The 23,899-nt window shown below is 71.1% G+C and carries 20 protein-coding genes and 1 pseudogene; 11 read left to right on the top strand and 10 right to left on the bottom strand.

Annotated elements, in window-relative coordinates:
* The first annotated feature begins 11 nt into the window (after positions 1–11).
* From JEQ17_RS37655 to JEQ17_RS37635, 5 genes are all read left to right on the top strand, one after another.
* Entirely contained in the window at positions 12–533 is a 522-nt protein-coding gene (locus JEQ17_RS37655; RefSeq protein WP_200399418.1) for a hypothetical protein, read from the top strand.
* A 14-nt stretch (positions 534–547) separates the two neighbouring features.
* Positions 548–1,639: a hypothetical protein gene (locus tag JEQ17_RS37650; RefSeq protein WP_200399417.1), complete on the top strand. Its 1,092-nt coding sequence runs from the start codon at positions 548–550 to the stop codon at positions 1,637–1,639.
* 13 nt (positions 1,640–1,652) lie between these two features.
* Complete coding sequence (locus JEQ17_RS37645; protein WP_200399416.1) at positions 1,653–2,309, top strand: hypothetical protein; 657 nt, start codon at positions 1,653–1,655, stop codon at positions 2,307–2,309.
* Between the two features lie 160 nt (positions 2,310–2,469).
* Positions 2,470–4,365, top strand: a complete 1,896-nt coding sequence (locus JEQ17_RS37640; protein ID WP_200399415.1) for a S41 family peptidase — start codon at positions 2,470–2,472, stop codon at positions 4,363–4,365.
* A complete protein-coding gene (locus JEQ17_RS37635) occupies positions 4,362–5,066 on the top strand; it encodes an AfsR/SARP family transcriptional regulator (protein WP_200399414.1) in 705 nt (234 codons plus the stop codon). The genes JEQ17_RS37640 and JEQ17_RS37635 overlap by 4 nt, the downstream gene beginning before the upstream one ends.
* A 21-nt stretch (positions 5,067–5,087) precedes the next feature.
* Here the strand turns inward: JEQ17_RS37635 and JEQ17_RS37630 are convergent, their stop codons facing one another.
* Positions 5,088–5,675, bottom strand: coding sequence for an ABATE domain-containing protein (locus tag JEQ17_RS37630; RefSeq protein WP_200399413.1), 588 nt, complete (start codon positions 5,673–5,675; stop codon positions 5,088–5,090).
* Between the two features lie 89 nt (positions 5,676–5,764).
* On the opposite strand from JEQ17_RS37630, the gene JEQ17_RS37625 reads away from it, so the two are divergent.
* Positions 5,765–6,997, top strand: coding sequence for a cysteine desulfurase (locus JEQ17_RS37625; protein WP_200399412.1), 1,233 nt, complete (start codon positions 5,765–5,767; stop codon positions 6,995–6,997).
* A gap of 13 nt (positions 6,998–7,010) precedes the next feature.
* Here JEQ17_RS37625 and JEQ17_RS37620 read toward each other — a convergent pair whose 3' ends face one another.
* Entirely contained in the window at positions 7,011–9,491 is a 2,481-nt protein-coding gene (locus JEQ17_RS37620; protein ID WP_200399411.1) for an alpha-L-arabinofuranosidase C-terminal domain-containing protein, read from the bottom strand.
* A 147-nt stretch (positions 9,492–9,638) separates the two neighbouring features.
* Here JEQ17_RS37620 and JEQ17_RS37615 point away from each other — a divergent pair.
* Positions 9,639–10,082, top strand: a pseudogene (locus JEQ17_RS37615) (DUF6314 family protein); the annotation flags it as partial.
* An 86-nt stretch (positions 10,083–10,168) separates the two neighbouring features.
* Here the strand turns inward: JEQ17_RS37615 and JEQ17_RS37610 are convergent.
* Both JEQ17_RS37610 and JEQ17_RS37605 read right to left on the bottom strand, forming a co-directional pair.
* On the bottom strand, positions 10,169–10,753 hold the full coding sequence (locus tag JEQ17_RS37610; protein ID WP_200399410.1) for a histidine phosphatase family protein: 585 nt from the start codon (positions 10,751–10,753) through the stop codon (positions 10,169–10,171).
* Positions 10,754–10,869: 116 nt separating this feature from the next.
* Positions 10,870–12,309, bottom strand: a complete 1,440-nt coding sequence (locus tag JEQ17_RS37605) for an aminotransferase-like domain-containing protein (protein WP_200399409.1) — start codon at positions 12,307–12,309, stop codon at positions 10,870–10,872.
* On the opposite strand from JEQ17_RS37605, the gene JEQ17_RS37600 reads away from it, so the two are divergent.
* Both JEQ17_RS37600 and JEQ17_RS37595 read left to right on the top strand, forming a co-directional pair.
* Positions 12,308–13,255: a DMT family transporter gene (locus JEQ17_RS37600; RefSeq protein ID WP_200399408.1), complete on the top strand. Its 948-nt coding sequence runs from the start codon at positions 12,308–12,310 to the stop codon at positions 13,253–13,255. The genes JEQ17_RS37605 and JEQ17_RS37600 overlap by 2 nt on opposite strands.
* Positions 13,256–13,348: 93 nt before the next feature.
* Positions 13,349–13,546 (top strand): DUF1918 domain-containing protein, encoded by a 198-nt coding sequence (locus tag JEQ17_RS37595; protein WP_200399407.1) that lies wholly within the window; start codon positions 13,349–13,351, stop codon positions 13,544–13,546.
* Here the strand turns inward: JEQ17_RS37595 and JEQ17_RS37590 are convergent.
* Complete coding sequence (locus tag JEQ17_RS37590) at positions 13,543–14,826, bottom strand: glycoside hydrolase family 10 protein (protein WP_456115146.1); 1,284 nt, start codon at positions 14,824–14,826, stop codon at positions 13,543–13,545. The two genes, JEQ17_RS37595 and JEQ17_RS37590, sit on opposite strands and share 4 nt — an antisense overlap.
* 180 nt (positions 14,827–15,006) lie before the next feature.
* Here JEQ17_RS37590 and JEQ17_RS37585 point away from each other — a divergent pair, with 180 nt between their 5' ends.
* Both JEQ17_RS37585 and JEQ17_RS37580 read left to right on the top strand, forming a co-directional pair.
* Entirely contained in the window at positions 15,007–15,867 is an 861-nt protein-coding gene (locus JEQ17_RS37585; RefSeq protein WP_200399405.1) for a 3-hydroxybutyryl-CoA dehydrogenase, read from the top strand.
* 274 nt (positions 15,868–16,141) lie between these two features.
* Positions 16,142–16,399, top strand: coding sequence for a hypothetical protein (locus JEQ17_RS37580; protein WP_200399404.1), 258 nt, complete (start codon positions 16,142–16,144; stop codon positions 16,397–16,399).
* Between the two features lie 22 nt (positions 16,400–16,421).
* Here the strand turns inward: JEQ17_RS37580 and JEQ17_RS37575 are convergent, their stop codons facing one another.
* From JEQ17_RS37575 to pheS, 5 genes are all read right to left on the bottom strand, one after another.
* Positions 16,422–16,967 carry an NUDIX hydrolase gene (locus JEQ17_RS37575; protein WP_055613886.1) on the bottom strand — a complete coding sequence of 182 codons (546 nt, stop codon included), beginning with the start codon at positions 16,965–16,967 and terminating at the stop codon, positions 16,422–16,424.
* Positions 16,968–17,091: 124 nt separating this feature from the next.
* Positions 17,092–18,432 carry a hypothetical protein gene (locus JEQ17_RS37570; RefSeq protein WP_055613930.1) on the bottom strand — a complete coding sequence of 447 codons (1,341 nt, stop codon included), beginning with the start codon at positions 18,430–18,432 and terminating at the stop codon, positions 17,092–17,094.
* A gap of 297 nt (positions 18,433–18,729) precedes the next feature.
* Positions 18,730–19,782 carry a PP2C family protein-serine/threonine phosphatase gene (locus JEQ17_RS37565; protein WP_200401925.1) on the bottom strand — a complete coding sequence of 351 codons (1,053 nt, stop codon included), beginning with the start codon at positions 19,780–19,782 and terminating at the stop codon, positions 18,730–18,732.
* A gap of 424 nt (positions 19,783–20,206) precedes the next feature.
* A complete protein-coding gene (pheT, locus tag JEQ17_RS37560; protein WP_200399403.1) occupies positions 20,207–22,708 on the bottom strand; it encodes a phenylalanine--tRNA ligase subunit beta in 2,502 nt (833 codons plus the stop codon).
* Positions 22,708–23,838 (bottom strand): phenylalanine--tRNA ligase subunit alpha, encoded by a 1,131-nt coding sequence (pheS, locus tag JEQ17_RS37555; RefSeq protein WP_200399402.1) that lies wholly within the window; start codon positions 23,836–23,838, stop codon positions 22,708–22,710. The genes pheT and pheS overlap by 1 nt, the downstream gene beginning before the upstream one ends.
* Between the last annotated feature and the right edge of the window lie 61 nt (positions 23,839–23,899).

Genomic DNA, 23,899 nt, shown 5'->3' with positions numbered 1-23,899 from the left:
AAGGGAACCCCATGGACGAGGAGTCTCTCCAGGGCCCGTCCGGCCGGTACCGTGACGTGCTCGTCGACGCCTCCGGGCGGCAGGTCTGGTGCCGGGACTGGCGGCAGAACCTGATCCTGGACGGGCTGCGCAGACTGCTGGCCGCGCTGATGAAGGGCGATCCGCAGGGCGCCCGGCTCACCCACTGGGCGGTCGGCACCGGTGACCCGTCCTGGGACGCCGGCGCCGTCCCGCCGGAGGCGGCCCGCCGCACCCGCAGCCAGCTCTACACCGAGACCGCCCGCCAGTCCCTGACGGCAGGTCAGATCACTTTTGTGGGCGGCGCGTTCACCAACCGGCTCGAGATCACGGCCCAGTTCACCACCGCCGACATCCCCGGCGGGCCGGCCACCTGGTCGCTGCGCGAGTTCGGTGTCTTCGGCGGCGGCACCGGCGCGGCGGGCTCCGGTGTGCTGGTCAACCACCGCATCCATCCGCGCATCGACATGCAGGCCGGCTTCAGTCTGCAGCGCACCCTGCGGCTCACCTTCTGACCGGGAGGAACACGATGGGCAACTTCTCGCGCAACACCTTCCGCCCGGAGAAGAGTTACGTCGGCGTGCGCCTGCAGCAGGGCGTGCCGCTGGTGGACGCGGACTGGAACGAACAGAACGACGTGATCCGGCAGGAGGTGTACGACGGGCTGGCGGCGGTGGGCCGGGACGGGGTCGCTCGACTGCCGGGCAGCGCTGACCACTCGTTCCGGCTGTGGCCGACGAACACCGCCAACAACTTCTTCTTCCTCGCCGGCCCGGCGATCGTCGCGGGCCGCCCGGTGCGGATCCAGCCGCGCTGGCTCGACTACGGCAGCCAGCCGTGGACGGATCCTGCCAAGGCTGCCAAGGACGGCGTGGCCGTTCTCCCAGCGCTCACCACCCCCGCCGCCGCCCGCTCCGACCTGGTCTATCTCGACGTGTGGGAGCGCGAGGTGGGGCAGGCCGAGGACGGGGAGATCGTCAATCCGGTGATCGGGGTGGAGACCGCCGTACGGCTCAAGCGCGAGTTCACGGTCCGGGTCGTCGAGGGCGGCACCGCGCTGCCGGGCGCACCGGGCGGGCACTTCTTCACGCCGCTCGGGGTGCTCAACCGGGCGGCGGGGGGCGCGGTGATCCAGGTCGGGGAGATCGAGGAGCGGCGGCCGTTTCTGGACGTCGGTCCGGCGACCCGGTACATGTCGCTCTCCCCGGTGTTCCCGGCGATCACGGGAAACCCTGCCTGGGAGGTCGGGTCGTCGGGGCCCAAGCTGTTCGCCCGCAAACCCGCGGGCGTCAGCGCCGTGGGCATCCTGCCGCTCCGACTGCCCCAAAGGGCCAGGCTCGGCACCCTGGCCTACCAGGCCGTCGTACCCAGCGGCTCCGGCAGTTTGCTGATTCTCCTCGGCCGCAGCTCCCTCGACCCCGCCGACACCACCAGCCTGTACCTCACCGGCGACAGCATCGGGACCTCGGCGAACACCCCGATCAGACGCTCCATGACGGTGGCCCGCGAACAGAACGCCCACCTCGTCGACAACACCGCCTACTCGTACCACCTCTACGCATGGGGCGGCGGGACCGGCGAGCTCCAACTGCACGGCCTCCTCCTCGACTTCGAATCCTGAAAGGCGACCCGCCGTGGAAGAGCCCCCACCGATCCAGCCTCCCGAGCCCACCGCCCCTGCCGCCCTCCCGGTAGAGCTCGACGCCGACGAGAACACCGTGGTGGCTCGTGCCGAGGACCACACGTGGATAGCCCTGACCCGGAACGGCGAGGACGTCGTCCGGGACCTGAGTGCGCTGCCGTCGGCGGAGTTCACGGCCGGTCCGGGGTCGTACGAGATCCACACCGACGGCCGACTTCGTGGCCTGGAAACCAGCCACCGCGCCCCCCTGCCACTGACCCCCGAGGAGGCCGTCTCCGCGTTCCTGAGCGACACGGCCGCCACCGGGGCCGTCCTGACCCTGGAGGTCGACGCCCCCTCCCGGCACCCCGCCGACGGCATGCCCCAACTCCCCGCGGACGGCACCGCTTTCTGCACGATCACGGTCCGCAAGACGGCCCCGGACGGCACCCTCCGCAAGGGCCGTGGCCACACCGACCAGGTCTTCCTCCGCTCGACGGGAGGTACCCTGCTCGGCCCCGACACGGACGCCCGCGTGGCCGCCGTACGGCTGAAGTCCGGGCGGGCGGTCTTCCGGCTGGTCGCCGAGACCGCGCCGAGACTGGTGACGGTGTACGCGTTCGCAGCGGATCCGCGGCTTTCGGCGGAAACTCAGCTGGAGTTCGTATGACGTGGCGTATCGACGCACATCACTCCGCATGACTCCGAGGTGTCAAGTCTGCGCAAAGGGTAGGTAGTTCGCGACACGGCCGTCCCGCCCGCTCCCCCGCTCTGCTCACCTGGAGAACGCCCGGCGCATCCGGACGGGCAACCAGACGACGGGGGACGCGATGAAGACGATGGACCTGTCCGACTTCCTGGACGGCACCAACGGCGCACTGACCCTGGAGGACCGCCGTACGCTCACCGAGCAGGCACTGGTCCTCTTCGAGGACAACTATGTCCATCTGCCGTTGAAGACGGCCATGCACGCCGTGAACCCGGTGCAGCGACTGCGGCTGCTGCTCACCCGGCTGGGGCGGCAGACCGAGCAGACCATGGACCCCGAGTGGCGCTTCCACGCGGCCCTGTCCTCGGTGTTCCACTCGGTGCGCGACCTGCACACCAATTATCTACTGCCGGCGCCCTTCGCGGGAAAGGTGGCCTTTCTGCCGTTCCGCGTCGAGGAGTACCACGACCTCAACGGCCCTCGGTACATCGTCACGCACGTCGTCCGCGACTTCGCCGCCCCCGGTTTCGGGCCCGGTGTGGTCATCCACCACTGGAACGGGGTACCCATGGAGCGCGCGGTCGACCTGGCCGGCGACCGCTTCGCCGGGAGCAACCCGGCCGCCCGGCGCTCCCGGGGCCTGCAGTCCCTGACCATCCGCCCGCTGGTCATGCACCTGCCGCCGGACGAGGACTGGGTCGACATCGGCTGCACCGGGACCGACGGCGACCCGGGCGAGCTGCGCCTGCCCTGGCAGGTCACCGACAACCTGCCTCCCTATGTCGACGCCGACGGCCTGAGCGCCGCGGCCGTCGCGCAGGGCCTCGACCTGGTCGGCGACGAGATCAGCCGCGCGACCAAGCTGCTCTTCGTGCCGGACGTGGTGGAGCTGGAGCGGGCCGGCGGACCCACGGACCACGAGCTGACGACCGAGCCCGCGGACGCCGGTCAGGACATCCCGACGGCCCTGCCCGGCTTCTTCCGGGCCCGGGCGGTGCAGACCCCGTCCGGGGTCTTCGGACACATCCGGATCTTCACGTTCAACACCAACGACCCGGACGCCTTCGTCGTGGAGTTCGTGCGGCTGCTGGGGCTGATACCCCAGGACGGGCTGGTGCTGGACGTGCGGGACAACGGCGGCGGACACATCTTCGCCTCCGAGTTCCTGCTGCAGACCCTCACTCCGCGCCGGATCGTGCCGGAGCCGACGCAGTTCATCAGCACCCCGCTCAACCTGCGGCTGTGCCGCCGTCACGCCGCCAACCCGACCCGGCAGATCGACCTGGGTCCCTGGTTCGCCTCCCTGGAGCAGGCGGTGGAGACCGGGGCGTCCTTCTCCGCCACGTTCCCCATCACGCCGGAGGGGAGGGCCAACACGATCGGGCAGCAGTACCAGGGCCCGGTGGTCCTGATCATCAACGCCCGCTGCTACTCGGCCACCGACATCCTCTCCGCCGGATTCCAGGACCACGGCGTGGGTCCCGTCCTCGGCGTGGACGACAACACCGGTGCGGGCGGCGCCAACGTGTGGACCCACGGCCTGCTCAAGGCTCTCTTCGAGGTGCCCGACCCGGCCGACACCGCCTCGCCCTACCGGGAGCTGCCCGGCGGGGCCAACATGCGGGTCTCGATCCGCCGTACGGTCCGGGTGGGCGCACTGGCCGGGACGCCCGTGGAGGACCTCGGCGTGACCCCGGACATCCGCCACCGGATGACCCGCGACGACGTGCTGCACGACAACACCGACCTGCTGGCCAGGGCGGGAGGGATCCTTGCGGCCCTGCCCGCGTTCCGGCTCACCGCGACCCGCGACGGCGCCACGCTCCGCATCGGTACCAAGGGACTTGACCGTGTCGACGTGTTCGTCGCGGGCCGCCCCCGCGCCTCGGTGGACGTCGCCGACGGCGATACGTCCCTCACCGTCACACCCGCTCCAGGGCCCCGCGACACCATCCGCGTCGAGGGCTACGCCGCCGGGGTCCTCGCCGCCGCGCGCACCATCGCCCGCGGCGCGTGAACCAGGCGGGCACGGAGACGGCCCCGCGAGTGCAGTTGCTGGGCCGTTTCCGGCTCGAGCACGACGGTCCGGTCGAGGTCAGCGCGAGTGCCCGGCGGCTGCTCGCCTACCTCGGCCTGTACCGGCACGCCACCCGGACCGTCCTCGCCGGGACGCTGTGGCCCGAGGTCTCGGAGGAACGCGCTCACGGCAGTCTGCGGACCACGCTGTGGCGGCTGCACCGGGACTGGCGCTCACCGCCGCTGGTCGTGGGAAGCCGCGGCGACATGCTGGCCCTCGCGGAATCCGTGACGGTGGACGCCCGGGCCCTGGACGACGCCGGTCCCGACGTACCACCTGCCCTGCTCTTCCGTGGCGACCTCCTCCCAGGCTGGGACGACGGCTGGGTCCACTTCGAACGCGAACGCCTCCGCCAGCTCCGCCTTCACGCCCTGGACGCCCTCTCCTCCCGCCTCCTGGCCGGCGGCAGCCACGCCTCGGCGCTCAAGGCCGCCCTGGAGAGCGTTCGTGTGGAGCCCTTGAGGGAGAGTGGCCATCGCGCGGTGGTGGCGGTGCATCTGGCCGAAGGCAACACGGCAGAGGCGATCCGCACGTACCGGGCCTTCGCGACCCTGCTCGACACGGAACTGGGGCTGCCGCCGTCACCGCTGTTCACGACGCTGCTGCCGGCGGGGGCTGTGGACCGGGGTGGGGACGGCTGAGACTCAGGAGTCGCGGGACCCTCAGCGGACCTTGCGTGCCGCATAGGCCCGGGCCGCCCGCACCCGGTTGCCGCACTTAGTCGTGCACCAGCGGCGGGCCGCGTGGGAGCGGAGGAACCAGCGGGCGCAGCCCTGGGCCGCGCATTCCGTAAGCTGTTCGGCCTCGGTTCCGGTGAGGAGCTCCGTGGCGTCCTCGGCGAGGAGGGAGAGGGCGGCCGCGGCCGGGTTGCCGGTGTCGGGCTCGTCGGCGCGGTGCGGCCCGTCGGACGTCCAGGCGAGCCGTGGCGTCGAAGGGGCCGCCCCCAGAGCGGAGTTGAGGGTGTCGAGACTCTCCCCGGGCGGTACGGCGCCGACCGCCCGCGCCCCGAACAGCGCTCGTGACGCCTCCCGCAGCCCGAGGAGCCTGCCCGCCTGCCGCCCGTTCAGCGCGACCCGGTCCGGCAGCAGCTCGTGCCGTACGAGCCACAGGTGCGCGGCCTCTGTGCCGTCGAGCAGGTCGACCGGGCCGTGACTCAGCGTAAAACGCGTGTTGACCAGGGCGAGCGAGACATAGCGCTCCTCGCCGGGGACCTGCAGGTGGTGCAGGTAATGAGGGGCCTCGTGATCCACGGTCTCATGTTAACGCTTGCGATTCTCCGTGAGAATGCCTAGCGTTCCTCACGCCGAACGACCTGAGAAACCGTGAGAGGTGAATCACTGTGGCCCTCGATGTGGACGCGCTCCGCAAGGACTTCCCGATCCTTGGACGGACGGTGGACAGCGGTGCCCGGCTCGTCTACCTCGACTCCGGGGCCACCACGCAGAAGCCGCTCCAGGTCCTCGACGCCGAACGGGACTTCTACCTCCGGCACAACGCCGCCGTGCACCGCGGCGCCCACCAGCTGGCCGGCGAGGCGACGGAGGCGTACGAGAACGCGCGACGCACGATCGCGGACTTCGTCGGTGCCGACGAGGACGAGGTCGTGTTCACCAAGAACGCCACGGAGGGCATCAACCTCGTCGCGTACGGGCTGGGCAACGCCGACCGGATCGGCGCGGGCGACCGGATCGTGGTCACGGAGATGGAGCACCACGCGAACCTCGTCCCCTGGCAGCAGCTCGCGGAGCGCACCGGCGCGACCCTGGACTGGTTCGGGCTCACCGACGAGGGCCGCCTGGACCTGTCCCGTATCGACGAACTCCTCGACGAGCGGACGAAGGTCGTCGCCCTCACCCATCAGTCGAACGTCCTCGGCACCCTCAATCCGGTACGGCTGATCGCCGACCGCGCGCATGCCGTCGGGGCACTGGTGGTGGTCGACGGCGCCCAGTCCGTGCCCCACCGGCCCGTGGACGTACGGGAGTTGGGGGCCGACTTCCTCGCCTTCTCCGGACACAAGATGCTCGGCCCGAACGGCGTCGGCGTGCTGTGGGGCCGGCGCGAACTCCTCGCGGATCTTCCGCCGTTCCTCACCGGCGGCTCGATGATCGAGGTGGTCGAGATGGACCGTGCGACGTTTCTGCCGCCGCCCCAGCGGTTCGAGGCGGGCGTCCCGATGGCCCCGCAGGCGGTCGGACTGGCCGCGGCCGTCGACTACTTGAGGGCTCTCGGTATGGACGAGGTCGCCGCGCACGAGGACGTCCTCACCGCGCGGGCCCTTCAACTCCTCCAGGAGATCCCGGGCGTGCACATCATCGGCCCGCGCGGCACCGAGGATCGCGGCTCGGCGGTCTCCTTCGCCGTCGACGGCATCCATCCGCACGACGTCGGCCAGGTCCTCGACGACCGCGGTGTCGCGGTCCGCACGGGCCACCACTGCGCCCGCCCCATCGTCCGCCGCTACGGCGTCCCGGCCACCACCCGGGCGACCTTCTACGTCTACAACACCCTTGAGGAAGTGGAGCAGTTGGCGGAGGGAGTACGGGCGGCCCAGGCGTACTTCGGCACCTGAGCCGCCCGCCGGTTCACCCCTTCCTGATCCGCAGGAACGTCACCGAGTTCGCCGGGAACGTGTACGTGAACCTGTCGGCCACTCCGGAGAACGTGGACGTGACCGGTGCGACGGGCGCCTCCGTCTCGGTGTTCACCGCGTCGGGCGCGGCGGCCAGCGTGGTCACCGCGGCCTTCGGGCGGACCTTCGCGCCGCCGAGGTCGATCGCCGTACGGGCGTCCGCCGCCTGGGCGTTGACCACCTTGACGATCAGGTCACCGGTCTTCTTGTCCTTGGTGACCACCTGGCGGAACGGCTCGGCCGGCTTGTCGTCGGTGAAGCTGCCCCACTCCTTGCCGTCGAGGAGGAGGGTCACCTGGCGGCCTCGCACCTTGATGTCGATGTCGTAGGCGCGGCCCGTCTCGATGGACCCGGCCTTGGAGACGAGCGTCGACTTGCCGCCGTCCACGGCCTGTTCGACGGCCGACTGGGTGTTGTTCCAGCCGCCGAGGTTCCACCAGTAGTAGTTCCCGGTGTCCTTGACGCCGAAGGCGACGAGGAAGCCCTCCTTGCCGGACTTCTTGGTGGCCTTCACATGCACGTCGTAGTCGTGCCAGGCCGGGTCGCCCGCGGACACCATGGTGTTCTCGGCCGCCTCGTCGCTCTGCACGTACTGCCCGTCCTGGACACTCCAGCTGCCGCCGCCCGTGTGGGTCCACTTGGAGGCGTCACCGGAGAAGTCGTCGCTGAGCAGCGCGGTGCCGTCCGCGCCGGTCACCCGCACATCGTCGTACGCGGCTGTGGTCGCCCACGTCGACAGGCCGACCGCGCCCGTGATGGGCCCGTTCAGCGAGGGTGTGCCGGTCGCGGTCGAGGGCACGACCCGGTCGCCGACGTTGCGCATGAAGAGCTTCTGGACCTCGTAGTTGGCCGAGTTCCAGGAGGCGTGGTTGTTGAACCAGATCAGGTCGGGCCGCCACTGCACGTAGTCCTCGTTGGCGAGCAGCGGGGCGTACGAGGCGAGCTTCACGATGTCCGCGTTGCGTTCGAGGCCGGTCATGAACGCGGCCTCGGAGAGGGCGTTCTTGAAGGTGTTGCCCTGCGAGGCGTACTCGCCGAGGAAGACCTTGGGCCCGTTCCTGTCGTACGAGTCGTAGCGGTCGTTGTTCTGGAGGAACCAGGCCGGGCTGTTGTAGTAGTGCTCGTCGACCATGTCGACGTTCGCTTCCCGGTTGAGCTTCCAGGCCGTGTCGAAGGTCGAACCGCTGTCGTCAGGGCCGGAGTTGGAGACGACGGTGATGTCCGGGTACTTCGCCTCGATGGCCGCGCGGAACTGCTTGAAGCGCTCGAAGTACTCGTTCGGCAGGTTCTCCTCGTTGCCGACCGCGAGGTGCGTGAGATGGAACGGCTTCGGGTGGCCCGCCTTCGCCCGCTTCCTGCCCCACTCACTGGTCACGGGACCGTTGGCGTACTCGATGAGGTCCAGGGTGTCCTGGATGTGCCGCTTGAGGAGCGCGTCGTCGTCGACGGCCCTGTTCTGGCCGCAGCCGGTGACGAGCGCGGGCACGACGGGCAGCGGCATGGCGCCGATGTCCTCGGAGAACTGGAAGTACTCGTGGTAGCCCAGCCCGTAACTCTGGTTGTAGCCCCAGAAGTTGGCGTTCGTCGCCCGCTGCTCGACGGGGCCGATGGTGTCCTTCCACTGGTACGAGCGCTTGCGCTCCCAGTTGGAGGACTCGCTGTAGTCCTGCATGGAGCCCGTGTTGACGAGGCAGCCGCCCGGGAAGCGGACGAAGGCGGGGTCCAGGGCGGCGATCCTCTGGGCGAGGTCCTTGCGCAGACCGTGACCCTTGTACGTGTCGCGCGGGATCAGCGAGATCATGTCGAGCGCGACCGGGCTGCCGGTGCTTACCGTGAGTCGGCCGGTGGCGCTGGTACGGGTGGCGGTGAAGCGGGCCGTGTACTTGGCCCAGCCGCCGCGGGCGGTCACGCGCCTGGCCTCGGAGAGTTCGCCGTCGGCGTCCTGGAGGGTGACCGTGAGCGCCGACCTGCCCTCCGTGCGGGCCCAGACCGAGAAGTCGTAGACCTTGCCCTTCTCGACCGAGATCCCGGTGTTGTAGCCGGAGTTGGTGACGGACGAGCCGCCGTCCAGGGCGAGGTACGTGCGGTTGCGGGCGTTCAGCCGGCCGTCGTCGTCCACGGTCTTCGCGGTGCCGGTGGTCGCCCAGGAGGTGAGCGGCGTGTACGAGCGGTTGTCGGCCGTCGAGTACTCGAAGGACCGATTCTGCACGAGCTCCGCGTACAGACCGCCGTCCGCCGCCCGGTTGATGTCCTCGAAGAAGACGCCGTACATCGTGTCGTCGATCTTCGCGCCCGCGGTCCTCGGGTCGACGGTGATCGCGTAGTCGGTGGTGTCCTCGGCGGCTGCGTTCACCGGGGCCGGGACGAGGAAGGACGCGGCCAGCAGTGCGGTGGCCGTGAGGGAGAGTCTCCAGCGGGTGCGGGTGCGTGACATGGATCCTCCGCGGCTCTAGAGGGGTTCAGCAAGCGAGGTCAGCACGTTCGGAATATCGGACACTGATCAATACTTCGAACGGCAAGATAGGTAGAGGGCAGGAGCACGTCAATGGGTTGCACAGGAGAGGCCGGGGAGGCGGAGGGGATGTCCGAATACTGGCCGGTGACCGATGTGTTGGCGTATCTGGCGGGCGGCTGGCGCGTGGAGCGTTCGGTGCGGGATCTCGCGAGCGGGGCCCGGGGCTCGTTCAGCGGGGCGACGGTGTTCGAGCCGCTCGACGACGAGGCCGGGCTGCTCCACCACGAGTCGGGCACCTTCGTGTGGCAGGACGTGGCCCGCCCCGCCGAGCGCACCCTGCGGTTCCTGGCGGACGGCGACGGGGCCGGCCGGGCCGACGTACGGTTCGCCGACGGCCGCCCCTTCCACGACCTGGACCTGACCTCCGGGCACCACGTCACCGACCATCCGTGCGCGGCGGACCTCTACCGCGGCGAGTTCACCGTGCGCGACGCGGACCACTGGCGGACGGTGTGGCGGGTGGGCGGCCCCACCAAGGACCTGCTCCTCACGACGGACTACACGCGGGACACCGGACGGGACCCCGGGCCCGCCTCCGAGCCGAAAGCCTCCGAGCGGGAACCCGAGCACACCTCCGAGCGCGAACCAGGGCTGCGCTAAAGCCGTTCGGACTGAGCCTCGAACCGGAGGTTCCAACGCCCGGCCCGACCCGTGAGCGTGACCGTCGACAACGGGCGGACGTCGAGGTTCCAGTACGCCGACGGGTGGGCCTTCAGGGCGTAGACGAGCGCGGCCCGTACGACGGCGGGCTCGGCCACGCCGACGATGCGCCCCCCGTCGTCGGCCGGGCGGGTGTCGAGCCAGCCGCCCACCCGCTGGATGAACCCCACCAGCGACTCTCCGCCGTGCGCCGCGGAGTACGGGTCGGCGAGCCAGGCGTCCACGGCCTCGGGTTCGCGGGCCATCGCCTCGCCGAGCGTGAGCCCGCGCCAGCGCCCCATGTCGCAGTCCCGCAGAGCGGGCTGGGCCAGCGGCGCGAGACCCAGCGCGTCACCGGTGGCCCGGCTGCGCGGCGTCGGCGAGCAGTACCGCAGTTCGGCCGCCGCCAACGGCACCAGCGCGTGCGCGACGCGCTGCACCTCACCCCAGCCCGCCTGGTCCAGCGGCCGGTCGTCGTCGAAGCGCTCGGCGAGCAGCGCGGAGCTGCGGGCAGCGGCGATCAGCGTGCACCGAACATGCATGCGGCGATGGTGGAGGCAGGGACTCTGCAGGTCAAGAGCCATTCGACGGCGATCACAGAATGCTCACGGACAGTGGGTCACCGGAGACCCGGCGCCCTTCGCGCGCCGGGACCGGTTCAAGCCTGGCTGACCTCGTCATATGCCACACGCAGTCTCCGCACGCCCTCCGTGATCTCCGCCGTTCCCGCGACCGCCGCGAAGCTCAACCGGAGGTGTGCGGCCGGGGGTTCGGCGCTGAAGTAGGGGCGGCCCGAGGTGACGGCGACGCCCGAGCGGAGCGCGGCGGTGAACAGGGCCTGTTCGTCCGTGCCGTCGGGGAGGCGCAGCCACAGGTGGTAGCCGCCGGACGGGATGTGGGGCAGGGCGAGTTCGGGGAGGTTCAGCCGGAGCGCGGCGGTCATCGTGTCGCGGCGGTTCCTCAGCTCGGTCGCGACGGCACGCAGATGCCGCGGCCAGGCGGGCGAGCCGACGAGTTCCAGGGCCGCCTCCTGGAGCGGGCGCGGCACGAAGAAGGTGTCGACGACCTGGATCGCCCGCAGTCGTTCGAGTACGGGCCCGCGGGCGGCCAGCGCGCTCACCCGGAAGCTCGGCGAGGTCGCCTTGGTGAGGGAGCAGACGTGCACGACGACTCCGTCGGGGTCCTCCGAGGCCAGCGGACGCGGCAGCGGCCCCGAGTCCTCGTGCACGAGTCGGCGTACGAAGTCGTCCTCGACGACGAACGCGCCCGCGTCGCGTGCGATCCGCAGCACCTCGCCTCGTCGCTCGGGGGCGAGCACCGCGCCGGTGGGGTTCTGGAAGAGCGGCTGGCACACGAAGACGCGGGCCCCGGTCGCCCTGAGTGCGTCGGCGAGCAGCTCCGGTTTCACACCGTCCCGGTCCACGGGCACCGGCACGGGCCGAAGTCCGGCGGCGCGGGCGATCGCCAGCATGCCGGGGTAGGTGGGCGACTCGACGAGGACCGGGGCGCCGGGCGGGGCGAGCGCGCGCAGCGCGGTGGTCAGCCCGGACTGGCCGCCCGCCGTGATGAGCACCTCGGCGGCGGTGACGGCACCGCCGATGCCCCGCGCGAACCACTCGCGCAGCTCCGGCAGCCCCTCCACGGGCGGACGCCCCCATGCGCCGGGACGACGGCCGGCCCGGGACAGGGCGGCGGCCATCGCCCGCTCCGGCTGGAGCGAGGGGTGCAGATAGCCGCCGTTGAACTCGACGACTCCAGGCGGCGGGACGGAGAGCGTGGCGAGCACCGCGGAGGCGTCCACCGTGCGCGGTACGAGTTCGGCGGCGGAGTCCGCGCTCAGCGCGACCTCCTGCCAGGAGGTGTCCCCGACGGCCGGCGCGGCATCGCGCGGCGCGGCCCGGAACGCCCCCGCTCCGGGCCGCGTGACCACCAGCCCCTCGGCGGCCAGCTGAGCCAGCGCCCGGGACACCGTCACGGGACTCACCCGGAACCGTTCGACGAGAGCCCGGCTCGACGGCAGCTTTCCACCTGGAGAGTAGCGGTTCAGCTCGCCTCTCAGCTGATTCGCCAGATCACCGACACTGCTACGCTCTTGCATGAGAGCACAGGATAGCGCTACTGCGCAGACCGCGATAGCGGTGCCCGTCGCCCCCGGATCCGGCCGGCCCGCCACTGGCCGGGGCTCCGCCGCGAGGGCCGGCACCCTCCAGGCCGCCCTCGGCGTCACGGCGTTCTCCCTCACCTTCCCGGCCACCGCCTGGGGTCTTGAGGGGTTCGGCCCCTGGTCGCTCGTCGCCGTACGGACCGTCCTGGCGGCCGTCATCGCGGGCGGCTGCCTGCTCGCCCTGCGGATACCGCTCCCCGGCCGCCGGCACTGGGCGGGCCTGGCCGTCGTCGCCGCCGGAGTCGTGCTCGGCTTCCCGCTGCTGACGACCCTCGCCCTGCGGACGTCGACCACCGCCCACGCAGCGGTCGTCGTCGGGCTGCTCCCCCTCACGACGGCCCTGTTCTCGGCCCTGCGCGTCGGCACCCGCCCCTCGCGCACCTTCTGGGTCGCGGCCTTCGCGGGCGCGGCCGCGGTGATCGCGTTCACCGTGCAGCAGAGCGGCGGCGCGCTGACCGGCGCGGACGCCTATCTCTTCGCGGCCCTGCTGGTCTGCGCCGCGGGATACACGGAGGGCGGCCGGCTGGCCCGCGTGATGCCGGGCTGGCACGTCATCGGCTGGGCGCTGGTCCTCTGCCTGCCGGTCACCGTGCCCGTGGCCGCGATCGCGCTGTCGTACGAGCCCGTCCAGCTGACCGCGCACAGCGTGACCGGACTGCTGTGGGTCGCGGCGGGCTCCCAGTTCGTCGGTCTGGTCGTCTGGTACCGCGGTATGGCGGCGATCGGCATCCCCAAGGCCAGCCAGTTGCAGTTGGCCCAGCCGCTGCTCACACTGGTGTGGTCGGTGCTGCTCCTGGGCGAGCACCTGACACCGGCCGCACCGCTGACGGCCGCGGCCGTGCTCGTCTGCATCGCCGTCACCCAACGGGCCCGGGGTTGACCGGCCCGTACGAGCCGGTAGCAACCCGTGTCACCCGCCGTAGACTTACGGCCACCAACCGCTACTCCCGTGCGGAACGAGGAGGCCCTACAGATGCAAGCAACCGTAGGCGACCATCTGCTGGTGCACGGCAGGATCGTCGGGCAGCACGACCGGGTCGCGGAAGTCATCGAGGTACTCGGACAGAAGGGCAGCCCCCCTTACCGGGTCCGCTTCGAGGACGGCCACGAGACCCTGATGTCACCCGGCCCCGACTGCGTGGTCCAGCACCACGAGGACACGGCCCACTAGGCCCTGCGCGCGGGCTTCGCCGGCTGCTTGTAGTGGTCGGCGACCACGCGTGCCATGGCTCCGATGCTGTCGGCCGCCACTTCCCTGGCGGAGAAGAACACATGCCCGCGCACCTCCGGATGGTTCCGCGCGAGGGTGAGGTGCCGGGACAGTTCGGCCACGTCCTGCCAGGCCGCGGACTGCGCGGGGTCACCGGCCTTGTAGAGCGCCTCACCGACGTACAGCTTCGTGCTGCTGCCGCGCGCGGCCTCCGCCCACCAGGGGACCAGCTTCGCGTAGTCCGCGGCGGCGAAGCCGATGTTCCAGTAGAGCTGCGGGACGATGTAGTCGATCCAGCCCTGCCGGACCCATTTCCTGGTGTCCGCGTGCAGATCGTCGTACGTCTGCACGCCGGCCCGGGTGTCCGAGCCCCGCGAGTCGGTCGTGGCGTTGCGCCACACCCCGAACGGGCTGACCCCGAACTTCGTGCCCGGCCGGACCTTCTTGATCCGGGCGGCCGTCTCCAGCACCAACCGGTCGATGTTGTTCCGCCGCCAGGCCGCCTGGTCGGCGAAGTCGTCGCCGTACGCGGTATACGCGTCGTCGTCGTCGAAGACCTGGCCCGCGACCGGATACGGATAGAAGTAGTCGTCCCAGTGCACGGCGTCCACGGCGTACTTCTCCACCGCGTCGAGCATCGCGTCCTGGACGAACGTGCGGACCTCGGGCAGCCCCGGGTTGTAGTACAGCTTGCCGCCGTACGGCACGACCCAGTCGGGGTGCTTGCGCGCGGGGTGCGAGGCGACGAGCTTCGTCGGGTCGGTGTGGTTGGCGATCCGGTACGGGTTGAACCAGGCGTGCAGTTCCAGACCTCGCGCGTGGGCCTCCTTCACCGCGGTGCCGAGCGGGTCCCAGCCGGGGGCCCTGCCCTGGACGCCGGTGAGGCACTGGGCCCAGGGTTCGTACGGCGAGGGCCACAGCGCGTCGGCCGTGGGCCGCACCTGGAAGATCACCGCGTTCAGCCGGCGCTCCACCGCCTGGTCGAGGTGCGCGAGCAGTTCGGTGCGCTGCCGGTCCGCGGTCAGCCCGGGCTTCGAGGGCCAGTCACGGTTCGCGACGGTCGCCAGCCACATGCCGCGCAGCTCGCCTCCCGGAGCCCGGCGCCCGCGGGGCCGGGCGTCGTCGCCGGAGTCGCCACCCGACCCGTCACCCCCGGAGAGCTCCGCCGCCACCGCCAGTCCCGCCGTCACGAGTCCCGACAGCCCGACCGCCGCGGCCGCCGCGAACCCCCGACGTGACATACGCCCCATGCCGCACGCTCCAAACGCTCCGGGTCCGCCTGGTCACGGACCGTTTCCACCGCACAGCATGCCCGACCCGGCCGGACGATCGTGTGCAGTTCCGGAGTAACGTGCGTGGCGGTGACAGGCACCGGACCGGGACCTGTCGGGCCAGTGACGAGTGAGAGCGAAAGGGACGATGTGACCGACATCGAACGCGTCGGAGTGGTGGGCTGCGGCCAGATGGGGGCGGGCATCGCCGAGGTGTGCGCCCGCGCCGGCCTGGATGTGAAGGTCGCCGAGACCACCGGTGAGGCGTTGGAGATTGGCCGGACCCGGCTCTACAACTCGCTCGCCAAGGCGGCCGAGCGCGGCAAGATCTCCGAGGAGGAGCGGGACGCCACCCAGGCGCGGCTGTCCTTCACCACCGACCTCGGCGAGTTCTCCGACCGCGATCTGGTGATCGAGGCGGTCGTCGAGAACGAGCAGGTGAAGACCGAGATCTTCCAGGTGCTGGACCAGGTGGTGACCCGGCAGGACGCGATCCTCGCTTCCAACACCTCCTCGATCCCGCTGGTGAAGCTCGCCGTCGCCACGTCGCGTCCCGACCAGGTCATCGGCATCCACTTCTTCAACCCGGCCCCGGTGCAGAAGCTCGTCGAGCTGATCCCGGCGCTCACCACGTCCGAGGGCACCATCAGCCGGGCGCAGTCGCTGGTCGAGAAGATCCTCGGCAAGCACGCGATCCGTGCGCAGGACCGTTCGGGCTTCGTGGTCAACGCGCTGCTGATCCCGTATCTGCTCTCCGCGATCCGGATGTTCGAGTCCGGCATGGCGAGTCGCGAGGACATCGACAACGGCATGGAGCTCGGGTGCGCCCACCCGATGGGGCCGCTCAAGCTGTCCGACCTGATCGGCCTCGACACGGTCGCGTCGGTCGCGGATTCGATGTACGACGAATACAAGGAGCCGCTGTACGCGGCTCCGCCGCTGCTTCAGCGGATGGTCGACGCGGGGCGGCTCGGCCGTAAGTCCGGCTCCGGTTTTTATACGTACGCCTGAGGGACGCGTCCGCGGGTTTGACGGTTGGCTGCCGGTTCGTTGTGGCTTGTCGCGCAGTTCCCCGCGCCCCTTCGGGGCGCGTGACTACTGTCCGTACAACCTCAGGCCGACGCGGGCCCGGCTCCCTTTGGGGGGCCGGGTCCGTGTCATTCACACACCGTGTGCGTGGCGGGCTCGCATATGCCCCTCGCACACTCTCCCCACGTGTCCACCAGGCGAGTTGACTTTCCGTGCGCATGAAGCGGATGTGACGACTACGGAAAGGAGCGGACCCGTGACCGCCGACCCGGAGCATCCCGTGGTCCAAGGAGAACTCGCAGAGTTACGCCGCCGACTCGATGTGGCTCATGCCCGCGTCGAGGGCGGCCTGGCTCTGCTCAGCCATCGCGCCGAACAGACCGCCAAGGAGGTGAACGACCTGAGCGCACGGGTCGTCACCCTGGAACACACCCGCTGGCCACTGCGCGCGGTAGCGGTCGTCACGGCCGTGGGCGCGCTCGCCGTGGCGGTCTATCAGGCTCTGGGCCGCTAGGCCCCAGGACGTGGTGGGGGGATCAGGGCAAAGCGTCCTGCCCGAGCCTCAGATGGTGCAGGAGGAGCAGCGCGGCTGCCATATTGGCGGCCGGGACCTCGCCGCGGGCGACCATGTCGGGCACGAGCTTGAGGGGAACCCATTCCCGACGGTCCGACTCGAAGTCGTCCACGGGATGCCCGATGTACGCGCCTTCGTCGGCCCAGTAGATGTGGTGCCGCGCGTCGGTGAGCCCGTTGGAAGGCTCGACGCTCATCAGATGGCGCAGGGGTCCCGGTCGCCACCCGGTCTCCTCCTCCAGTTCGCGGGCCGCCGCGACGGCGATGTCCTCACCGTCCTCGACGACACCCGCGGGAAGCTCCCATCCCCAGCTGTCGGTGATGAAGCGGTGCCGCCACAGAAGCAGCACCTCGTTCGCCTCATTCACCACAGTGGCCACGGCGACGGGCCGCAGCCGTATTAAGAAGTGATCGAGGTGCCGACCGTCCGGCAGCTCGACATCTGCGAGATTGACGCTGAACCAGCGGTTTGCGTACACAGTTTGTTCGTTCAGTTTCGTCCACTGCACGGTTCTGCCACCTTCCGCCGAGTAGATGGCAATATGGCAGCAGGAGCGTCTTCACAGCGCAGCGGCAGGGGCAGAGTTGCCCGCCGCGGGGAGGCTCGGGGGCTCCCCGCGGTGGTCGGAACGTCTAGAGCGGTACGCGCAGTGCTCCGTCGATGAGTTCAGCGGCTTCGGAGGTGCCCGCGCACCCGTTGGCCACCAGGTGTTCGCGTACCGCCCGCAGTCTGTCGCGCAGCCGCTGGGACTCCATTCCCCGCGCCCGCTCCGCCATTTCGACCGCGGTGACCACCGCCTTGTCGGCGTTGCCCTGGCGCAGTTCGATCTGGCTGAGCATGGCGAGCCGGTGCACCCTGCCCCGGTCGTGCGCCGGGTTGTCCACGGCCGCCGCGGCGTGCTCCCGCGCGGCGGACAGGTCGCCGAGGCTCAAGAGGGCCTCCGCCACCTGTACGTTGACGAGACCGGGCTGGACATAGCCGGTCTCGTCCGGTTCGTAGCCGCGCCGGATGCGCTCGGCGGCCTGCTCGGCACGCCGGATGCAGGACAGCGCGCTGCTGCCGTCGCCGAGGTGTGCGTACGCCTTGGCCTGCATCGCGTAGAGGTCCGACGCGAGCGCCGGAGTGATGTGCCGGCCCGCGGCGCGCAACGCGGCCTCAGCGAAGGCGACCGCCTGCCGGTGCTCGCGCATGAACAGCGCCTGGTTGACGAGGAGCGCGATGACATAGGCGCCAAGTCCCCTGTCCCCGCTGGCCTTCGCGAGTCTGAGCGCCTGGTGGAAGTACCGCTGGGCCAGGCCGTGCGCGTCCGAGTCGTAGGCGCAGATGCCCGCGATCGCCACCAGGCCTCCGGTGGCCCGGTGCAGCTGGCGGCCGGTGGCGTCGGTGTAGCTGCCCCTGAGGAGCGGCGCGGTCTCGGAGTTGAGGAAGCCCACGATGCGGGTACGGGTCGCCACGCCACCGGCCTTGCGGTACATCTGCTCGTAGTGGGCGCGGGCGGCGCGCAGCATCTCGATGTCGGACATGCTCACGCGGTGCCGTCCGCCGCGCGAGACGTCCACGTCCTCGGGCGGGTTCTCCCACTCCCACACGGGCATCACCGCGGGCGTGCCGGTGACGGCGGGGGCACCGAGGATGTGCGGCCGCTGCTGTTCGTCGGAGCGCCACAGCGCGGTGGCGCGCTCCACGAAGCCGGAGAGCGTCGTGCCGTGCGGGGTGGCCGGTTCGCCGGGCACGCCGAGGCCGATGTCGTCGAGCGTGACGGGCCGTTGGAGCCGGCCGGCGAGTACCTCGCAGATCAGGTCGGGCACCTGGCCGCGCGGTCGCTGCCCCTTCAGCCACCGCGCCACGGCCGTGTGTTCGTAACGGAGTGCGAGGCCACGCGCCCGGCCTGCCTGGTTCACATGGGCGGCGAGTCCCGCGTGCGAGACACCGGCCTCGTCGAGGATCGCGTCGAGCAGAGTGTTGGGCTGCATGAATGCCATCCGGTGGCTCGGTGCAGACGGTGCTGCTTAACGTAGCGCCTCCGTCTTCACACGGGGTGTGAACGGAGTGCCCGAATCCGGGCAGTACGCGCGCTGTTGCGGAGAGTTGCTACCCGGTTGACTGAATTGCCTCGTAAGAGGCCGGCCGGGCCGCCGGCTCCCCCTCGTACAGTGCGGCGGCCCGATTCGCGCCGTCCGCCCAGCTGCCTGCCCGACACTCCGTGGCGGGGCGGACGGCTCCGCCGGTCCGCTCCGCTGGATTGGGCCGGACGACCAAGCACCGGACGACTAAAGGTGGTTGGTCGGCTGCGGGTCCATCGTGGCTGGTCGTGCGGTTCCCCGCGCCCCCGAGGGGGCGCGATCGTGCTGACGATCGTTGCGCAGGACCAGTACGGCTACGTCGTCCGTCGGCAATCCGCCCGCGTGGCGCAGGAGTTGGGTGAGGACCGTGCGGAGTACGGCCTGGGGTGAGACCGGTTGGGTGCGGGCCGCCTCGGTGAGTGTGGTCGTGAGGGGAAAGAATCGGCCGTCGCCGTCGCGGGCGTCCTCGGCGCCGTCGGTGTGGAGGAACAGTGCCTCGCCGGGCAGGAAGGGCCCGCAGTGGACGACGGGCAGTTCGGCGGGGAGGGGGAAGAGCCCGAGGGGAGGCAGGGGGTCGCCGACGGCGAGGTGCTCCACATGTCCTCGTACACCGACCGGTCCCGTGTGGTGGCGCAGCAGATACGGCCACGGGTGACCGCAGTTGAGGGCACGCATCTCGCCGTCGGGACCGATCTCCAGGAGGAGCACGGTGACGAACTCCTCGGCGACCGGGTTGTCGGGTTCGAGCCCGGACGAGGGGTGCTCGGCCCTCGCGCGCTCCCGCAGATGGCGGGCCATGGCGCGCTCCAGTCTCCGCAGTACGCCCGCGAGTTCGGCCTCGTCGTGGACGGCCTCGCGGAAGCTGCCGAGCACTGCGGCGACGGTACCGAGGGCGGCGAGCCCGTGCCCGCGGACGTCGCCCATCACGATCCGCACTCCGTGCTCGGTGCCGATCACCTCGTACAGGTCTCCCCCGACGGTGGCCCCGCGGTCGGCGGAGAACTGGGCCGCCGCGATGTTCAGCCCGTCGACGCGCGGGGGCAGCGGGCGGAGGAGGGCGCCCTGGGCGGCTCCCGCGACCTTGCGGATCTGCCGGAGTTCGCGCAGCAGTCCCCGCCTGACGTGCAGCATCAGGCCCGTGCCGACGGCGAAGAAGACGGCGCAGGTGGCGATCCGGGCACCGAGCCCGTCCTCCTGGGCGAGCGGACAGGCCAGTTTGTACGTGATGGCCGCCGCGCCCCACGCGGCGGGCAGCCCCATCTCCAGCACCCGCCGCAGTCGCTGCTGGTCCCGGCCGAGTCGGCGGGCCTCGCCGCGGCCGAGCCGGCGGGCCCGGGCACGGCGCAGTCTGTCGGCCTGTGTGTGACCGAGCGTCCGGGATACGGTTTTCCGCCATCGTGTCCGGTGGCTCACCCCGGGACTGGCCCGACGGAGACCCCCAGCCTTGGTATGGATCATGCCGATGGCCCCCCTAAGGCCCTGTTCAGCGCAGGCACCGGCCTGTTCGGCCGGGTCGATTCTGTCGACCGCCTGCCCCGATCGGCCCGGATCGCCCACACTTGTCACCCAAATGAGTGAGGTGACACGAACAGCGCCCCGAAAGGGGCGCGGGGAACTGCGCGACAAGCCACGACGCAGCCGCAGCCGGCCGACAATCCGCAGTCCCCCGGCACCACCGGTGGAGCTAGCTCCGAAGAACAGCCCCCGCACGCTCGCCCGCGAGGGCGACGGCGGCGTCACGCGCCGCGGAGGCCTCGTCCACGGTCAACGTGCGATCGTCCGCGCGGAAGCGCAACGCGTACGCCAGCGACTTCCGCCCCTCGCCGAGCTGCTCACCCTCGTAGACGTCGAACAGCCGGATGGACTCCAGCAGTTCACCCGCCCCCTCGCGGAGCGCGGCCTCGACGTCGGCCGCCGGGACGTCCGCGGAGACGACCAGTGCGACATCCTGCGTGGCGACCGGGAAGGTCGACACGTGCGGCCCCTTGGGCAGCCCCGCACTCGCCTGCTCCAGCACGTCCAGGTTCACCTCCATCGCACAACTGCGCGCGGGCAGCCCCAGGGCCTTCAGGACACGGGGGTGCAGCTCGCCCGCGTACCCGATGACCCGCTCGGCGCCGTCCACGACGACGGCGAGCTCGGCGCAGCGGCCCGGATGCCACGGCCCGTACTGGCCCTGGCGCACGAGGAGTTCGGTCCCCGCCTCGTGGGCGAGAGTGCGCGCGGACTCGACGGCGTCGGCCCAGTCGGCCGGGCGGCCCTTGCCCCACCAGCCGGCCTGCTCACGGGCGCCCGCGAGGACGACGGCGGCGTGCCGGGGCTGGACGGGGAGCGCGTCGGTGAGGGACGCGATCTCCTCGTCCGTGGGACGGCGGTCGACGGGCAGCCGCACCGCGACGCGCAGCTCGTCCTGCGGGTGGAAGACCAGGCCCGTCTCGAAGAGCGCCAGGTCGTGCGAGCCCCGCCCGTCGTTGCGGCGCAGGGCCTGGAGGAGGCCCGGCAGCAGCGTCGTACGGAGCGCGGGCTCCTCGTCGGAGAGCGGGTTGACCAGCTTGACGACCCGGCGCTTGGGGTCGTCGGCGGCCAGGCCGAGCTGGTCGAAGACGTGCTCGCCGATGAACGGGTAGTTCAGCGCCTCGACATATCCGGCGCCGGCCAGTGCGCGGCCGACCCGGCGGTGCAGCCGCTGCCGGTCGGTGAGGCCGAGGCCCGCCGGAGGCTTCGGCAGGGTCGAGGGCAGGTTCTCGTAGCCCTCGAGCCGGATGACCTCTTCGGCCAGGTCGTTCGGGTCCGTCAGGTCGGGCCGCCAGGACGGCACGGTGACGATCAGCTCGTCCTGCCCGTAGACGTCGCAGCCGACCTGCTGGAGACGGCGTACGACGGTCTCGCGGCCGTAGTCGACGCCCGCGACCTTGTCCGGGTGGTTCGCCGGGATGCTGATGGTGCGCGGCGCCGAGGGCGCGATGACCTCGGTGACGCCCCCGTCGGCGGTACCGCCCGCGAGGAGGACCAGCAGGTCGACCGTGCGCTGGGCGGCGGCGGACGTGGCCTCCGGGTCGACGCCCCGCTCGAAGCGCTTGGACGCCTCGGAGGCCAGCTTGTGCCGGCGGGCCGTGCGCGCGATGGAGATCGGGTCGAAGTGCGCGGCCTCGACGACGACCTCGGTGGTGGTGCCCTCGGTGTCGTCGATCTCGGTGTTGGCACCGCCCATGACACCGGCCAGGCCGATCGGCCCGCGGTCGTCGGTGATCACCAGGTCCTCGGCGTCCAGCGTGCGCTTGGTGCCGTCGAGGGTGGTGAGCTTCTCGCCCGGCTCGGCCCGGCGCACACCGATCGTGCCCTGGACACGGGAGCGGTCGTACGCGTGCAGGGGCTGACCGAGCTCCAGCATCACGTAGTTGGTGATGTCGACGGCCAGCGAGATCGGGCGCATGCCCGCCTTCTGGAGACGGCGCCGCAGCCAGATCGGGGAGCGCGCCTCGGGCGACAGACCGGTGACGGTGCGCGCGGTGAAGCGGTCGCAGCCCTGCGGGTCGGAGACCTGCACGGGGTAGCCGAACGCGTTCGGACCCGGTACGTCGAGCAGCGCCGGGTCGCGCAGCGGCAGACCGTAGGCGGTGGCGGCCTCGCGGGCGACGCCGCGCATCGACAGCGCGTAGCCGCGGTCGGGCGTGACGGCGATGTCGAGGACCTCGTCGACGAGTTCGAGCAGCTCGACGGCGTCGGTGCCGACCTCGTGCTCGGGCGGCAGGACGATGATGCCGCCGCTGCCGTCGTCGCCCATGCCCAGCTCGTCGCCGGAGCAGATCATGCCGTGCGAGGTCTTGCCGTACGTCTTGCGCGCGGCGATCGCGAAGTTGCCGGGCAGGACGGCGCCGGGCAGGACCACGACGACCTTGTCGCCGACGGCGAAGTTGCGGGCGCCGCAGACGATCTCCTGCGGCTCACCGGTGCCGTTGGCGGTGCCGACGTCGACCGTGCAGAAGCGGATGGGCTTCTTGAAGCCCTCCAGCTCCTCGATGGTCAGCACCTGGCCGACGACGAGCGGCCCCTTGAGGTCGGCGCCGAGCTGCTCGACCCTCTCGACCTCCAGGCCGGCGGAAACGAGCTTGGCCTGCACATCGCGGCCGGTCTCGGTGGCGGGGAGGTCGACGTACTCCCGCAGCCAGGAAAGCGGGACCCGCATCAGATCTCCATCCCGAACGGCCGGGTGAACCGGACGTCACCCTCGACCATGTCTCGCATGTCTTCGACGTTGTGGCGGAACATCAGCATCCGCTCGATGCCGAACCCGAAGGCGAATCCGCTGTACTTCTCGGGGTCCACACCGCAGGCGGTCAGCACGCGCGGGTTGACCATGCCGCAGCCGCCGAGCTCGATCCAGCCCTCGCTGGAGCAGGTGCGGCAGGGACGGTCGGGGTTGCCGACGGACTCGCCCTTGCAGACGTAGCAGAGCATGTCCATCTCGGCGGACGGCTCGGTGAAGGGGAAGTAGTTCGGGCGCAGCCGGGTCTTCATGTCCGCGCCGAAGAGCGACTGGACCATGTGGTCCAGGGTGCCCTTGAGGTCGGCCATGGTCAGGCCCTCGTCGACGGCGAGCAGCTCGATCTGGTGGAAGACCGGGGTGTGCGTGGCGTCCAGCTCGTCCGTGCGGTAGACGCGGCCGGGGCACACGACGTAGACGGGCGGCTCACGGTCGAGGAGCGCGCGGGCCTGCACGGGCGAGGTGTGCGTACGGAGCACGACACCGGACTCGCCGTCGCTGTCGGCGCCCTTGGGGCCCTGCACGAAGAAGGTGTCCTGCATCTGCCGGGCCGGGTGGTCCGGGCCGAAGTTCAGGGCGTCGAAGTTGAACCACTCCGCCTCGACCTCGGGGCCCTCGGCGATCTCGTATCCCATGGACACGAAGACGTCCGCGACCCGCTCCATCATGGTGGTCAGCGGGTGCCGGGCGCCGGACGGTACGCGGTCGTGGGGCAGCGTGACGTCCACGGCCTCCTCGACGAGCACGCGTGCGTCGCGCTCGGCCTCCAGTTCGGCCTGGCGTCCGGCGAGCGCCTTGTTCACCGCGCCGCGGGCCTGGCCGACCAGCTTGCCGGCGGCGGCCTTGGCGTGCGGGGGCAGGGCGCCGATCTCGCGGTTGGCGAGCGCCAGCGGCGAGGCGCCGCCGGTGTGGGCGACCTTGGCCTCCTGGAGCGCGTCGAGGTCACCGGCGGCGGCGAAGGCGGCGAGCGCCTCGTCCCGCATGCGCTCGATCTCTTCCGGTTTCAGTGCCTCGACCTCAACAGGGTCGTACGACTTGTTCGGTGCCGACATCTCTTCCCGTGCTTCCGATTGGTTGGCCAACGGTCCCCGTCGCGACTCGCGGGACGCCCTG

The organism is Streptomyces liliifuscus, from assembly GCF_016598615.1.
Classification (GTDB): domain Bacteria; phylum Actinomycetota; class Actinomycetes; order Streptomycetales; family Streptomycetaceae; genus Streptomyces; species Streptomyces liliifuscus.
Note: the sequence above shows the minus strand (reverse complement) of the source record. Positions and strands in the feature narration are given on the sequence as shown.